18 protein-coding genes are annotated in these 14,275 nt (G+C 39.1%); 5 read left to right on the top strand and 13 right to left on the bottom strand.

Annotation, left to right across the window (positions count from 1 at the left end; all coding sequences use genetic code 11):
- Window positions 1-199: 199 nt before the first annotated feature.
- Complete coding sequence (locus E0E36_RS10630) at window positions 200-484, bottom strand: hypothetical protein (RefSeq protein ID WP_013667031.1); 285 nt, start codon at window positions 482-484, stop codon at window positions 200-202.
- A 479-nt stretch (window positions 485-963) separates the two neighbouring features.
- On the opposite strand from E0E36_RS10630, the gene E0E36_RS10625 reads away from it, so the two are divergent.
- Genes E0E36_RS10625 through E0E36_RS10610 form a run of 4 tightly spaced genes read left to right on the top strand, consistent with a single transcriptional unit; the run spans window position 964 to window position 4,317 of the window.
- Window positions 964-1,458, top strand: coding sequence for a YbhB/YbcL family Raf kinase inhibitor-like protein (locus E0E36_RS10625; protein ID WP_130855916.1), 495 nt, complete (start codon window positions 964-966; stop codon window positions 1,456-1,458).
- Window positions 1,451-2,542: a glycosyltransferase family 9 protein gene (locus E0E36_RS10620; RefSeq protein ID WP_130855915.1), complete on the top strand. Its 1,092-nt coding sequence runs from the start codon at window positions 1,451-1,453 to the stop codon at window positions 2,540-2,542. The genes E0E36_RS10625 and E0E36_RS10620 overlap by 8 nt, the downstream gene beginning before the upstream one ends.
- A gap of 36 nt (window positions 2,543-2,578) precedes the next feature.
- Window positions 2,579-3,577 carry a glycosyltransferase gene (locus E0E36_RS10615; protein WP_130855914.1) on the top strand — a complete coding sequence of 333 codons (999 nt, stop codon included), beginning with the start codon at window positions 2,579-2,581 and terminating at the stop codon, window positions 3,575-3,577.
- Between the two features lie 11 nt (window positions 3,578-3,588).
- The gene (locus E0E36_RS10610; protein WP_130855913.1) at window positions 3,589-4,317 is read left to right on the top strand and encodes an SDR family oxidoreductase; all 729 of its coding nucleotides are present in this window, start codon (window positions 3,589-3,591) and stop codon (window positions 4,315-4,317) included.
- A gap of 59 nt (window positions 4,318-4,376) precedes the next feature.
- Here the strand turns inward: E0E36_RS10610 and E0E36_RS10605 are convergent, their stop codons facing one another.
- From E0E36_RS10605 to E0E36_RS10570, 8 genes are all read right to left on the bottom strand, one after another.
- The gene (locus E0E36_RS10605; protein ID WP_013667037.1) at window positions 4,377-4,739 is read right to left on the bottom strand and encodes a response regulator; all 363 of its coding nucleotides are present in this window, start codon (window positions 4,737-4,739) and stop codon (window positions 4,377-4,379) included.
- 279 nt (window positions 4,740-5,018) lie between these two features.
- A complete protein-coding gene (locus E0E36_RS10600; RefSeq protein WP_041387554.1) occupies window positions 5,019-5,207 on the bottom strand; it encodes a VOC family protein in 189 nt (62 codons plus the stop codon).
- Entirely contained in the window at window positions 5,192-5,854 is a 663-nt protein-coding gene (locus E0E36_RS10595; RefSeq protein ID WP_130855912.1) for a chloramphenicol acetyltransferase, read from the bottom strand. Before E0E36_RS10595 ends, E0E36_RS10600 begins: the two co-directional genes overlap by 16 nt.
- Before the next feature lie 119 nt (window positions 5,855-5,973).
- Window positions 5,974-6,969, bottom strand: a complete 996-nt coding sequence (locus E0E36_RS10590) for an MvdC/MvdD family ATP grasp protein (protein ID WP_130855911.1) — start codon at window positions 6,967-6,969, stop codon at window positions 5,974-5,976.
- On the bottom strand, window positions 6,959-7,933 hold the full coding sequence (locus E0E36_RS10585) for an MvdC/MvdD family ATP grasp protein (protein ID WP_341273586.1): 975 nt from the start codon (window positions 7,931-7,933) through the stop codon (window positions 6,959-6,961). Before E0E36_RS10585 ends, E0E36_RS10590 begins: the two co-directional genes overlap by 11 nt.
- A gap of 61 nt (window positions 7,934-7,994) precedes the next feature.
- Window positions 7,995-8,171 (bottom strand): microviridin/marinostatin family tricyclic proteinase inhibitor, encoded by a 177-nt coding sequence (locus E0E36_RS10580; protein WP_130855909.1) that lies wholly within the window; start codon window positions 8,169-8,171, stop codon window positions 7,995-7,997.
- Between the two features lie 120 nt (window positions 8,172-8,291).
- Window positions 8,292-9,227, bottom strand: a complete 936-nt coding sequence (locus E0E36_RS10575) for a DMT family transporter (RefSeq protein WP_130855908.1) — start codon at window positions 9,225-9,227, stop codon at window positions 8,292-8,294.
- 97 nt (window positions 9,228-9,324) lie between these two features.
- Entirely contained in the window at window positions 9,325-9,744 is a 420-nt protein-coding gene (locus E0E36_RS10570; RefSeq protein WP_130855907.1) for a hypothetical protein, read from the bottom strand.
- 268 nt (window positions 9,745-10,012) lie between these two features.
- Between E0E36_RS10570 and E0E36_RS10565 the strand changes: the two genes are divergently transcribed.
- On the top strand, window positions 10,013-10,606 hold the full coding sequence (locus E0E36_RS10565; RefSeq protein WP_130855906.1) for a PAS domain-containing protein: 594 nt from the start codon (window positions 10,013-10,015) through the stop codon (window positions 10,604-10,606).
- Between the two features lie 74 nt (window positions 10,607-10,680).
- Here E0E36_RS10565 and treZ read toward each other — a convergent pair whose 3' ends face one another.
- The 4 genes from treZ to E0E36_RS10545 form a co-directional block, all read right to left on the bottom strand.
- Window positions 10,681-12,489: a malto-oligosyltrehalose trehalohydrolase gene (gene treZ, locus E0E36_RS10560; protein WP_130855905.1), complete on the bottom strand. Its 1,809-nt coding sequence runs from the start codon at window positions 12,487-12,489 to the stop codon at window positions 10,681-10,683.
- Window positions 12,490-12,561: 72 nt separating this feature from the next.
- Complete coding sequence (locus E0E36_RS10555) at window positions 12,562-13,077, bottom strand: ferritin-like domain-containing protein (RefSeq protein WP_013667047.1); 516 nt, start codon at window positions 13,075-13,077, stop codon at window positions 12,562-12,564.
- A 37-nt stretch (window positions 13,078-13,114) separates the two neighbouring features.
- Window positions 13,115-13,342: a hypothetical protein gene (locus E0E36_RS10550; protein WP_130855904.1), complete on the bottom strand. Its 228-nt coding sequence runs from the start codon at window positions 13,340-13,342 to the stop codon at window positions 13,115-13,117.
- A gap of 474 nt (window positions 13,343-13,816) precedes the next feature.
- Window positions 13,817-14,272, bottom strand: a complete 456-nt coding sequence (locus E0E36_RS10545) for a hypothetical protein (RefSeq protein WP_130855903.1) — start codon at window positions 14,270-14,272, stop codon at window positions 13,817-13,819.
- Window positions 14,273-14,275 lie beyond the last annotated feature (3 nt).

The raw sequence follows: 14,275 nt of genomic DNA, 5'->3' as shown, positions 1-14,275 counted from the left end.
TACTTAGTAAAAAGCAAAGGTAAAAGATATATGCGTTTTGTTGTGATTATTTTGAAATTATCAGCAGTAACGCCGTGTTGCATATGGGTTACTGCCGATGCTTTATGTGGGCAATTCAATGGAAGGTCGCCATGGTTACCGTTAATTGGTTTAAACCAATTAAGTGTCAGCAAGATAATAACTTAAGATAAGTGTCGGACTAAGAAAGTATAATTCTCTTCAGATTAATAATATTTTTAGAGCTCGAGTAGGTAACCAGATAACTGTGTAATTTGTTAGGGTATTTTTCACCATCAATAAAAACGACATCCATGTAACGTGTATATTCATAATCTGCACTTAACCGGATATCGGTCCATGCATTTTGAAAGGGCTTCACTTTAAAATTTGTCATGTTGACTTCAGTAGGCAATTCCTCGGGATGCTCAAGCAAGTACTTTTGCAAATGATCAGGGAAGGCTGATAAAGCTTTAAAATTCTCCATAATAAGTTTGTTTTAGCGATATAAAATTAAATTAAAATGAAACAATATGATTATACATCTTTTACACAAACAGTATGAGAAAAAGAGCGTAGATGTGGCCTTCTTCGTAGCCATGAAGATTAATCAAGGAGTGGCAACGTTTTATTACTGTCCTAAAAAAGGTTCTCCGTTGTTCACTTCTTTGTATAAACTGCTTTCTCCTTTTCTAATTTTTCCTTGACGTTGTGCTGATATTGAAAAAGAAATTACGTTGAATTTTATACCTAAAGCACTTCTCTTCGCTTATTTACGACTTTTTTAGATGCAGTTACTTCACAGCTTTTCCTTTTTTGGATAGGAGTTTGTGCTTGTCTGTCCGGTTCTGGCAATCATTAAGATACGGAATTTTCGATAATCAAAATGATTATAGCGAGGTTGTATTCGTGGCAGATTTTGCGCTTTACGATGCATGAATAGTTTGACGAAGAAAAAAAAAACAGATGAAAATACGAAGCATTTTTGAACCAGGTACCGAGATTCCGAAAAGATTTACATGTTTAGGCTCAAATGTTAGCCCATCGTTCGTATTTGAAGGTGTTCCTTCTGATGCCGAAAGCTTAGTATTGTTGATCGAAGATATAGACGCTTCTCCAGTCCCATGGACGCATTGGCATGTTTTTAATATTCCTCCTGCCACTACGTTAATTGAAGAAGGGCAGGTACCTGCCGGTGGAATTGAAGGTTTGTGCAATAATCATACGTTTGGCTATGAAGGCCCCTGCCCAAAATACTTCAAAGGGATTCATCATTATGTATTCAGATTATATGCACTGGATACACGCTTAGAATTATCGGCAGCCACCGAACCTGCCACAATCAAAGAGCTGATGAAAGAACATATTATTGACTTTGCTGATTTAGTAGGGATTTGTGATAGTGGCACATATATAAATGACTTATCGGATGAAGTAACCGACGCTACAACAGATGAATAAAATTAAAGAGAAAGAGGTAAAAAAAATAGCCGTTCTAAGAGCCAACGCTCTTGGAGATTTTCTTGTTACCCTGCCAGCCATTCATGCTCTTAAACACGCTTATGAAGAGGCTGAGATTGTACTGCTGGGAAGTCCTTGGCACGCCGAATTTCTTGTCAAAAAGCGAACGGTAATCGATCGTGTTGTTGTGGTTCCCCTGTATAAAGGTATTCGGGATGAAGAAGGAAAAGAGGCAGATCAAGCAGAAATAGACCATTTTTTTCAACGTATGCAAGAAGAGAAGTTCGATCTAGCTATTCATTTTCAAGGCAGAGGTATAGCGTCCAATCCCTTTATAAGCAAATTAAACGCCCGCGTGACAATAGGGCATACATGCAGGGAGGCCATAGATACAGATTACTGCATTCCTTTTGTCCATTATCAGCACGAGGTAATGCGCTATTTAGAGCTGATAGATTTAGTGGGGGCATTGCTCTATACTTTAGAGCCCGAAATTACCCTGTTTCCTGCTGAGTATGCCAATGCAAAGGAGATTTTGCAAAATTTGGTTATTAGTCAGCCTTACATCATTGTGCATCCCGGTGCTAAGGATCTTCGAAGGCGATGGCTTCCGGATAAATTTGCACAATTGGCGGACGAGCTTGTAAAAAGCGGGGTTACTGTCCTATTCACTGGCGACAATGAGGATGAACAATACCTTCAGGAAATCATTGCAACTATGCAAAATCAGGCTTTTTACGCCTGCCGCAACGTATCCCTGGGAACGCTCGGAGCACTTTTTGCCAAAAGTGAATTGGTCGTTTCTAACGATACAGGACCGCTTCATTTGGCAAGGGCTGCTGGCGCTAAAACGGTAGGTATATATTGGGCACCCAACTTCGCTAAATGGGGACCGCTATTTACGAAAAAGCACCGATTTGTTATATCGTGGGATATGCAATGCCCTAGGTGCGGTGTCGTTCCGAATGAACCTTACCCTTTTGAACCTCGGGATCTTAATTGTGAACACCTTTTTTCGTTCGTAAGAGGCATTGAAGTAAGTGAAGTTTTAAGGGAAGTGAAAATTTTATTAAATGATAAATAGAAGCAAGAATGTACGAAGAAATATAAATAGACAGTTATGCAAATAATATCGCAAAAGCCATTAAGAATTTTAACCTGGCATATACATGGTAGTTATCTTTACTACCTTTCTCAGGTACCGTGCCAGTTCTATCTACCGGTAATGTCTGATAGACCGGAAGGATACGGCGGTCGCTCCGGAACTTTTAAATGGGGAGACAATGTATATGAGGTACCGGTTTCTGAACTAAAGGACATGGATTTTGATTGCATTTTGTTCCAGTCGAGAAAGAACTACCTCGAAGATCAGTATGAAATTTTAGATGAACGTCAAAGAGTTCTACCTAAGATTTATTTAGAACATGATCCACCGAGAGAGGTACCTACCGATACGCGGCATATAGTAGATGATCCTGAGGTCCTATTAATACATGTAACCCATTTTAACAATCTGATGTGGGACAATAATCGTACACCTACTAGAGTGATCCAACATGGAGTTTTGATCCCTAAAGACGTCAATTATACCGGAGTGCTTGAAAAAGGAGTTGTAGTAATCAATGGCATAGCGAAGCGAGGGAGGCGATTAGGTTACGATATTTTTAAGCAAGTGCAAAAGTATGTTCCTTTAGATCTAATCGGTATGGAATCGGAAGTGGCCGGTGGATTGGGAGAGATAGCGCCTCCTGAGCTACCATCCTTCATTTCGAAGTATCGTTTTTTCTTTAATCCGATACGTTACACAAGTTTAGGTTTGGCAGTCTGTGAGTCGATGATGGTAGGCTTACCAATTATAGGCTTAGCGACTACGGAGATGGCCATGACCGTAGACAATGGAAAGTCTGGGTACATTCATACGGATGTGTCATATTTGATAAATAAAATGCAGTTGTTGCTCGATGATCCACTTCACGCCAAAAAATTGGGGGATAATGCTAGGGAGACAGCAATACAAAACTTTGGAATGGATCGATTCATTCGCGACTGGCTGGACGCGTTCGAACTAGTAATCGAAAAATCAATGCAATTGAGGCAATCTAATCAGACAAATTATTAACAATATATATTATGGAAAATTCACTGCAAGATAAAGTAGTTTTAGTTACCGGAGCTGGTCGTGGTCTAGGAGCAGCAATTTGTAAGAGGCTTTCAAGAGACGGTGCCAGCATTGCATTAACAGATGTAAGAGAAAATGATTTGGTACATACGTCAGCGGAAATATCAGCTGCCGGATGCAATGCACAATCATATGTGATGGACGTAAGTGATGAAACCAGTGTGATAAACGTACTAAAACAAGTAGTAGACCATTTTGGCCGACTTGATGTGATAATAAACAATGCAGGAGTAGATTATACTAAATCAGTGGAAGAATTAAGCCTCAATGAATGGGACCAAGTAATGAGTGTCAATCTTCGTGGCCCCTTTATTGTTTCAAAAAGCGCTTTCCCATATTTGAAAAAGAATGGACAAGGACATATTGTGAATATCGTGTCGACAGCGAGCAAACGAGCTTGGGCTAACGCCTCTCCCTATCACGCGAGTAAATGGGGATTGCTGGGCTTTAGTCATGCCCTACACGTGGAAGGGCGTAAAGAGGGTATAAAGGTCACTGCCGTAATTGCCGGAGGAATGAAAACCCCCTTTCTACTGGAGCGTTTCCCCGACATCGATGTTAATTTGCTACAAGATCCTGAAAATGTAGCCGATACTGTTCGGTATGTGCTATCACTACCAAAAGAAACTGTGATCCCGGAAATTATGGTACTTCCCATGACTGAGACATCCTGGCCATAGGTCGCGCCTTTAGGCGGGCAGTGACTTCATATTGCCCGTCTTTTCTTTTATCCAAATCACTAAGATGCTTCTAATAATTCGACTACTTTTTGCTCCATCTGACTTAAGTCAAAAGGTTTTGAAATAAAAGCACTAATCTCTTTTCTTTTTTGCAAATCATCACCTTTTGCGTGGGCAGACATAATAACTATTGGTTTGTTCTTAGCCAATTGATTTTTAGAAATATCAGTTGCAAGTTCCAATCCATTTCCATCAGGGAGATTTATATCCAGTAAAAATAGATGAGGAATAACAGCCAGCATGGCTTCTTTAAAGCTTTTAATGTTCCCAAAAGTTTTTACCTCTGCATATTCAGATAAGAAAATAGATAATATATCCCTTATATCCGACTCATCTTCAAGAATATAAATCAACTTCTTCATTCGTGTCTACTTTTTACGATCAGCATATATAAGCAATTCTCAGGCCACAATGAAAATCAACCGTTTAAGGCATGCCGTTATGTGTATATTCAGTAGATATCTGTATACTTTATATGTCACTGTAAACATTGTAAAAGCAGGTCCCGCATATAAGCTCAAAAAAGAGGGCACCCGACGAGTTTAATACGGTGGACATAAGAAGATAGAAAAGCAGAAACACAGTTATGCATTTTCCAAATCAGCAATGATCAACTTTTTTCATTTGCATCAAAACAGCCATCACCCTTGGGGCTTTTCCGGATTTCCTACTAATGCACTCAGTTTCTTTGGAATAATCTGCCAACTTATTCCAAATTTATCTGTTAGCCAGCCACAAGCGACTTCGGTGCCCCCTTCTTTGATAAGATGTTTCCAATAATGATCAGTTTTGCGACTTTTCGATCCCTTAGCATCTACGAATCTATCCAATCATCAATTTCCCGGCATAAGTCCTGCAGCTCATTAATAAATTTGGATGTATGATAACCGTCGGCCACTGCATGATGTACATATATAGAAAATGGCAGTAGGGTTTTTTCCATATTTTGATAGTACTTACCAAATCTAATGATAGGAACAAGTAGATCCGAGTCACTGTAAGTGTCTTGGCTAATACTTGTAAAGCTTAACCATGGAAGTGCAGAAATGGGACAGAAGTTAGCAGGACGTCCGGCCTTCACACGAATACCTTTGATATCTCGGTATTGTTCCATGTCGTGCAAAATGGTGGTATAAAAGTCATTAAACCCCGTGTAATAAGGGCTCCATAGATCCGAAAATGTTTTATCGTCCTTGTGAAAAATCGTATATGATGGCACTAAAAAGTTCCAAAGTCCCAAAATGCCATTTTCATCGAAAGCCATTCTAAACGCTTCGTTTTGATTCACCGTTTTTGTTATAAGATAGAGAAACGTAGGATAAAATTTCAGCTGTCTTTTTTTAATGGAATTGAGCAACGCGGTTATTTCCAAGTGATGATTGACATTGTACTTGGTCTTCAATTGATAATAAAAGTAATCAAAATAAGGCTTTCGCGGCCATGTATTGAGGTCTATAGGCAAAAAAGATGCTGTCATTTCACTTATTAATATTAACTTTCTTATTCATGCCCCTAACACTTGGTTTATGCTGTTGATAGAGACTAATAGAATATACAATTAATACAAAAAAATCACCGGATCGTTTTTGCATGTTGTTACTCTCTTCTTAATGCGGCTCCTATAAGTACCTTGGCGATCTGTTGTGAAATGGCATGCCCGCACATTTGGTCCAGCCAAAAATATTCACCTGCCGGATTAATTTCTAAAAAATAATATTCATCATCGGGAGTTACAATGAGATCAATGGCCCCATAGTTCAATTGATAATAATCCATCAAAAGTGTCAGGCTTTTCTTTATTCTCTCCGGCAGCTGAAAAGGTTTCCATTCGTTTATCAAGCTAAGTCCATCTTTACGCCAATCAATCTTTGTGTCTTCCTGCTTTTGGGAATCGATGCTAAAGGCGAAAAACTCGTAGCCTACAATGGTCACACGCAATTCTAGTTTTTTTTCTATCTTTTCTTGGAAGATCATAGGACAATATTGAATGTCTTCCAATTGTTCAATATCCTCAGGATCTAAAAGAGTTGTAAATACAACTTGTTCTATATTATCCTTAACAATTGCAAAAGAGCTTTGCATTTTGGCAACAAACTCACCCCCAACTTGCTGCATAAATTCTTTTATCTTCTGTGGCGAATTACTGATGCAGGTTGCAGGAATCTGCATACCGTATTTATGTGCTATTTTCAATTGTTCTTCTTTGCTATCTAATCGTCGATAGGTGCTGTAACGTTCCATCTGAAAGCAGGGCAACGATTCTACCATTCCATAGAGCGTCCGTTTAACCTCTCCCAATGTCGCGGGTAAATAAGCATCATGGATTAGGTTTTTAAGGTTTCTACCAATGTAATGGCTTCTGCGATACCAAACACCGGTAAGATTGTCGTCCAACAATTGAGCCATTGTTCCTTCTAGCTCAACAGACCACCCCTGTTTGTTGTATGAACTTGTTAAGGAGGCCGTTGTTGGATACTTATCTACATCAAATCGTATTACGTTACCACCAATCTGTTCTATATGATCTGTAACGTTTGCTACACAGGCGTTATCACCTTCGTGGGTAATAATTAATACTTTCTTATTGTTCATTTTTCCTTGCGTGCTCAATTAGTTTTTCTGCTAGTGTTTCTCCGATCTTATAATTTAGTTCTTTTTGGAGCATACCCCATTCACCCTGCGGATTAACTTCAAGGAAGATATAAGCACCTTCCCTATTCCTTATCATATCAATCGCTCCGAAGCCCAGATTTAAGCGTTGCATCATCCTTCGTAATTTATGCTTTATTTCATTTGGCAGTGGATATCGCTCCCAAGATGGAGAGGTCCCCCGAGTGATTCTCCAGTCAGTCTGCATCTCTTTATGCTGAATTTTCCCGGTGAAAAACTCACCATCAACATAAATTATCCGTAATTCATATAACTTGTCTATATACTCTTGAAAGATCATAGGGCAGTAGGATAACTCTTCCAGGTTCTTCAAGTCTTCATCGGCCAGCTTTATGGTTGGAAGAAACGATTTGGCATGCATACTTTTCTCTAAAGCACCATGAAGCTTCATGATCGTTCCGTTTACGCAGGATTTATAGAACGCTCGGATAGTTGCCGCTTCATTACTAATAGTGGTTTTGGGAACCCGTAAACCGACGCTATTCGCAATTTTCAGTTGATATATTTTGTTGCCCCCAACAGCATGGTCTACTTGCATATCATTTATCCAATATAAATCTTTCAAACTATCAAAGAATAACTGTAAATAGGTACGGTACTCTTTCACGAACACAGATCGATAAGTTAGATCCAAATCGCCGGGAACTGTTAAGTCCCATAACTTGCGATACCAAACGGCCGTGATTTGAGAAGATTCAATGGTTAACCCGTTTATATTTAATCGGTAAAGTTGCCGTCCGTTATCCGTAAAATCGTAATGAATTTTATAATTTATCGCAAATTCATCAACATTTAACCGGATTGATGGTACACCCATACGATTTAAGGCGTTTTGAACGATGTCGATAGTATAAAAGTCACTGGAATGGGTAATACATAAGATCATGTCAATCAAAATGGACAAGAGGTCGGCGCCAACCCCTTGTAGATGCTAAGATTCAGATACCTTACAGACCCTCGTCACTGTCCGAAGGGAACTTCAACGTAACATTCCAATCCGGCGATTGATGAAGCTCGGACTTTGGAGATTGCTGATTACCATCCTGATTTTTAGCATTTTGAGCTGTTTGTCCTTCTAAGAATCTGGCAAAGAAGGGTTTCTTCATTTGATTTTTAGTTTCCATAACTGTTAGTTTTTAAATAAATAAATAATAAACAAAAAGTAATACGCATTACTACTTAGTAGACGAATCTTGATGAAATTATGCTACATATATGTTTAAATTATTTAAAATAACCAATAATTACGGTTCTCTTCTTGAGCTTGTCAAACGAAGCGTGTGATTTTTCTGACGGTAGCCTCTGTTGATAAAATAGACACCGGTTAAAGTCGTAAATAACGCTAGCAGCGACATCGTCGTCAATTTTTCGTTTAGTAAAAAGAAGCCAAGCATTAAGGCAATAAGCGGGTTGATGTAAGCGTAGATGGAAGCTAATCCCACTGGTAATTTATCCAAAGCATAAATAAAGCAGGGATATGATAGAAGCGATCCTATCACAATCAGATACACTAAAGCCCAAAAGCTATCACTGGAAACTGGCTGAATTAATTTAAAGTCGTCTAAAAAAAGGCTCATTAGTAGCAGCACTATGCCCCCGATGAGCATTTGCATAGCGGCGTTAACAAGTGGATCAGCCTTTGATGGTTTATATTTTGTGTACACACTTCCTGATGCCCAGGCTAAGGCTGCACCGAAAGCTACGAGCATTCCCGTAAAATAGGATGGATTAGACAAATCACTCAAATTATCGTTGAAAATGAGTATAATACCCAAAGTCCCCATGATTAGTCCTGCGACTATTGCTATATTTGGCATTTTACGATCTACCCCGCTTACAAAACTAACGACAACGATGTACACAGGCATGATAGAGACAATCAATGCAGCTAAACCACTGGGAATAAATTTTTCGCTCCAACCTACAACACCATTACCAAGCGTAATCATCAGTATTCCGGGGATTGCTTGACGTATAAAATTAGTCCTGGTAAGCGCGTTCAACTTGCCGGTTATCTTTAGGAAAAGCAATAGTATTCCTCCTGCCACAACCTGCCTAAATCCGGAAAATAAAAAAGGCGGAATGGTATTCACACCAATGCGCATAGCAAAATAAGTAGTGCCCCATACTATACAAACAACAGCGAGGGCAAAATAAGCTTTAAGTAAATCGTTAGCCATATTTAAGCGGATTTTAACCTAAGTCAAATCTCGATAAAATAATCGAGTGATCAGGGTTACATTTCCGGTAAATTTGAGAGATACAGTTATTGTATGCCTACTTTATATTCTTTGTTAAACCATCCAGATAATAGTGTTCTTCCGCGTGACCAAAGAAATAACTTGTTGGATAATAAAAAAGCTTGCTAAAACCGTTAATAACATTGGAGATGTATACAGCTTTAATATGTTGGACAGCTAGGCTATCCTCCAGCGTATTATAAATGTAGGTAGCAGCTCGTTTAGGAAAATCAGCATATTTCTCGTTGTCAAAAAAAATAAATGCGTAAAGTGTCGTATTAGAGAGTTTATCTGCATTATAGCTTCGGCAATATTGTATAATTTCCTCCTTTGCTACAATGGGATCAATTTTAAAAAGAAACAATGTATAGACCTTAAAATCGAAGGTTTCAATTCTTTTTTTAAGGAAGATAATCGGTCTGTTGCCCAGTTTCGCTGTTTGAAAGGGTGTTTCCAATAATGTATCCGCAATTATTACTAATGTACACTGAGAGAATTTAATGCAAAACTACGAATTTATGTAATCAAAAACCAAGCTCGTTGTTTCAGTCGTTTATATTAAACGGAATTTTATACAACAGTTAGATTGTAGCCTGTCATTGATTTACTATGAAGTACATAGGGGCCAAATGTTCACAAACTTTGTAGCTATTGCAATTCTTTTTTGTTAATTTAACCGATTTAATATTGGGGTAACAAACGATTAACTTCCAAATACACTCTTTATGAAGAATATTGAGGAACTTTTACTTTCACTTATTGCGGAAGACAATCGCTATTATTTCATATACAGTTTAACAGATAAGCTTTTTTGCTATGCTAACACATCATTTGAGTCTTTTTTCGGCATCCGCTCCGGCGATAAGAGTATAAATAAACTCACTCGTATTATTCATCCGGATGATGTCCGGCGTTTGAAAAAATATCTCCCATTTTTACGTCAGGGAAATTCGCTCACCGATTTTGAATTCAGGACGATACTCCCTAACGAGAAAACATGTATCCTTTCTCTATATGCACGTATTGACAATAGTTTAGATAAAGAACTATTTTTAGGTTATGTGACTGACATCACAACAATAAAGGAAGATATAGACTATTTGAATGAGCTGAATGATAAAAAAGACTCCATCCTTCATATTCTATTGCATGATTTAGGTGGGCCTTTGGGCAACATCAAAAATCTATCCCGTTTGCTAAACGAAAGATTGAAATCATTGAACGAGGAAGATATACAAAAGATTATTACGTCTATCGAAAAAAATAGCAAAATGAGCATACAGATTATCAATGACTTTGTCGGCCGTCAGAACCCTTAGTGATTGATCGCATATCCTATATTATTCGAAGAAATGCGATAATCACTCGTATGGAGATGATTGGCAAATGCTATTTAATATACTTCTTCTTGCGCTTCGAGAGTCTTTAATATCCACACCGCCCACGGTGTAATAGCCACCGAAGTCCCTTGGTAATAAACCGGTGAGTGATCATGAAAAAGTAGTTCCTTCCAATAAGGGAAGCCGATAGGTATCTTATACATAGTTTCGTCTTCGGAGAAATTAAAAAGACATAATGTATTATCTCTTCCTCCTTCGTTCACTCGTTGTAGGACAAGAAGCCTATCGATCACATTGACTTGTATATCTTTTTTATTAAAGTTAGAAAAAACCGGATCAGAAAACCGAAGCTTGATCAGTTTTTTGTACCAATCCAATATCATTGCGTGCTTTCCTATTGTTCGCTTATCCCAATTTAATTTGGAGCGTTCGAATACGTCGGGATCTTCCGGTGCTGATACATCCTCTTTATCCATAAACGTTCCAAATTCCTTTCTTCTACCATCCTTTACCGCTCTTATCAGCTGTGGATCACCGTGATTAATAAAATAAGAAAATGGATTTTTTTCACCATATTCTTCTCCCATAAACAACATCGGAATGTAGGGTGATAGAATAACAGCGCCTGCCGTTATTTTGAGTCTTTCAAAGTCCAAACTGGTTGATAGACGTTCGCCTTGCCCTTTATTTCCTATCTGATCATGATTTTGATTAAAGACCACGAATTTACTACCCGGTATACCGGCAGAGGAAGCACCGAATCTTTTCTTTCTCGCTTCCACGTACTCACCGGTGTGTACAAAGCCCTCTTTATATGCTTTGGAAAGCTGTTCTATCTTTCCGAAATCTTGATAAAATTTTTTCCCCTCCGGAAAGACCAGCGTATATAATGCGTGATGGAAATCGTCTAACCATTGTCCATCAAAACCAAGTCCTCCGCTCCCTTGCTGAATTATCCGGGGATGATTGTAATCGCTTTCAGCGATCATATATAATCGGCGCCCCAACTCACGTTCAAGCTCCTTTACATAGGCACAGGCCACCTCCCAGAAAGGAACTGATCCATTATCAAACATGGCATGGATAGCATCAACTCGCAAACCGTCCACGTGGTAATGAACAAACCACTCCGCAATATTTGCCAAAAGGTAATTACGGACACCGTCACTCCATTCCCCATCTAAATTGATCGCCTGGCCCCAAGGAGTCATATACTTATCAGTAAAGTACGGGCCATATTCGCCAAGATAGTTTCCTTCCGGGCCTAAATGATTATAGACTACGTCAATGAAAACAGCTAGCCCCTTTTCGTGACATTTGTTAATCAGTTTTTTGAGCCCCATCGGACCACCGTAAGAATTTTGAACCGAAAAGGGATAAACTCCGTCGTAACCCCAATTTCGCAACCCGGGAAATTGGCAAATAGGCATCAGCTGCAGCGCGGTAATGCCTAAGGTTTTCAAGTCGTCAAGCCTCGATAACACCCCTTCAAATGTCCCTTCATCTGAAAAGGTACCCACGTGTAGCTCATATAAAAGTAATTGGTGGGAAGCAATGCCGCGCCAGTTGGCATCCTCCCATGGAAACCGCGCATGGTCAATTACCTGAGAGGGACCGTGTACACCTTCTGGTTGAAAACGTGAGGCCGGGTCAGGATAATCCTTTTCATTATCATCAGGTTGATAAAAATATCGAATGATACCGGTTGCATCTTTCAGCTTGTAACAAAAATAGCCCTCGCTAGTTGGTTTCATGTTATATTTCGCCTCCTTAGGTGATACAATGTGTAGCACCATTGTTTCCTTAAGGGGTGCCCATACGCTAAAATTTACTTGATTACGATTATATATTGCTCCTATCATGCGGGGTATGAAATAAATCAAAGCCCCAATCTAAAACTGACTGGGGCTTTGCACTTAAATAAAACTAATGAACTATTGAGCAACATTGGCTTCAGACATGGCAATGTCCGTTAATTTCACGTCTGTTTCCTTTTCCTCATTAAGAGTAGTGGCTAGCAATTCCTCCGCTTCCGAATGTTCCATCAATTTGGCATAGGTTACCAGACATCCATAGCTTGCAATTTCATAGTGCTCCACTTTTTGGGCTGCGGATATTAAAGCAGCATCTAACACTTCCCCATTTTCAAATTCTTCCATTATTTCTTCCGCCTCATTCAACAGCCCTTCCATTGCCTTGCATTTTTTTCCCCTTGCTGTTAGACCTATGGAATCAAATACGTTTTTTAATCGCTCCACATGTTCTTCTGTTTGCGATAGGTGTTCCTGAAATGCGTTTTTTAGGGTTTCACCATTGGCTTTGGAGGCCATCTTTTTCAAACCTTTCAAAAGTTGCTTTTCGGCTCCTAGAATATCTCGCAATTCGTCTACAAATAATTCATGCAGATGCGCATTGGGCATTCCTTCTGTGTTTTTTTTTGAATTTGCCATAATCTTACTGTTTTATGTTCACCGATTTTTATTTAATTTACCGCTCTTCTTCTCTATCCCGTCCCTTGTCGACATTTCTATTTTGATGCCTAATTGTAATACCTGCTGCCGGCTTATCCGGACCGCTGGTATATTTTTCCGCCAGTTCATTGTCTTCATCTAACCCAGTAACGGCAAACGCATCACGTAGTCCGCTACTTTCTCGGCCTGTGCCCGAAGGACGTCCTTTTGGTGGCACGAAACTGCCATTTTTATCTTTTCCCATACTTGTTCTGTTTTGATCTCTCATAAGATTAGTTGATAATAGAGTTACAGGATTTGTGCCTAAATAGCGGGTTGGTTTCGTAAAAAAAAGAACAGAAACTCTTCGAGGTTAAAATTGGCTGATAAGATGTGTTTATTACAGCATCCACTGTATGGATGTCGATATTCGTTTTTCATATTATTTTTTATGCATATTTGGCAAGATTTTTTCTATGTCCTAATTTCTGATATAACCGGTAGAAAAACAGCACTTCCCACCGACCAAAACTACCTACAGTGGCGATCTATTAAAGGCCTAGATATTAGTTGTTTTGTGGATATGATTATAGTGCCTTCCTTTGTTAAGTGATTATCTGTTTAAGAAGAAAGAACGGAGGTTGGAAAAGGTGCACTTTCCAATGATGAAAAGTAAAATGAAAGTGAGCGGCGCTGCCGTTGTACCCGACGGTACTAAGTTTATGGCGATTGAATGAATCTACCTATATTTTTTAAAAGGGCTTACTAATCTGCTTGTTAACGCGACGCCGGCACTAAAAATCAAATGTGCTAAAATTAAATGGCCGTAATAACGCTTAATAGAAACTTTTGGTGAATTAGCACTCACCTTAAAAAGAGTTTGCCAAATAAGAATACCGGTTAAACCGCTAATTAGCCCCGCATAAGCGCTATCCTTTACATTAGGCTTCCGCTTTCTTTGTTTCCAAAACTCTTGAAAAACAGTCGCCATTGCAAGTCCCATCGCATAGTGCATACCCCAACCACCCGGCTTAGCTATGTATTTGTATTCTTTTGCAAAAAAATCTGATGTTAGCTCAGCGAGAAGTTTCGGTTCTTTGAAGTTTTCCTCTCCTGAGCCGGAAACAGCATAGCTGAAGATCGTCATTGCTGTGGTGCCGACAATGCTTGGAAAAAAAGCTTTTGTTGGTTTCATATC

The organism is Olivibacter jilunii (genome assembly GCF_900607235.1).
In the GTDB taxonomy this organism is placed as follows: Bacteria; Bacteroidota; Bacteroidia; order Sphingobacteriales; family Sphingobacteriaceae; genus Olivibacter; species Olivibacter oleidegradans.
This window is presented reverse-complemented; position numbering and strand designations above follow the sequence as displayed.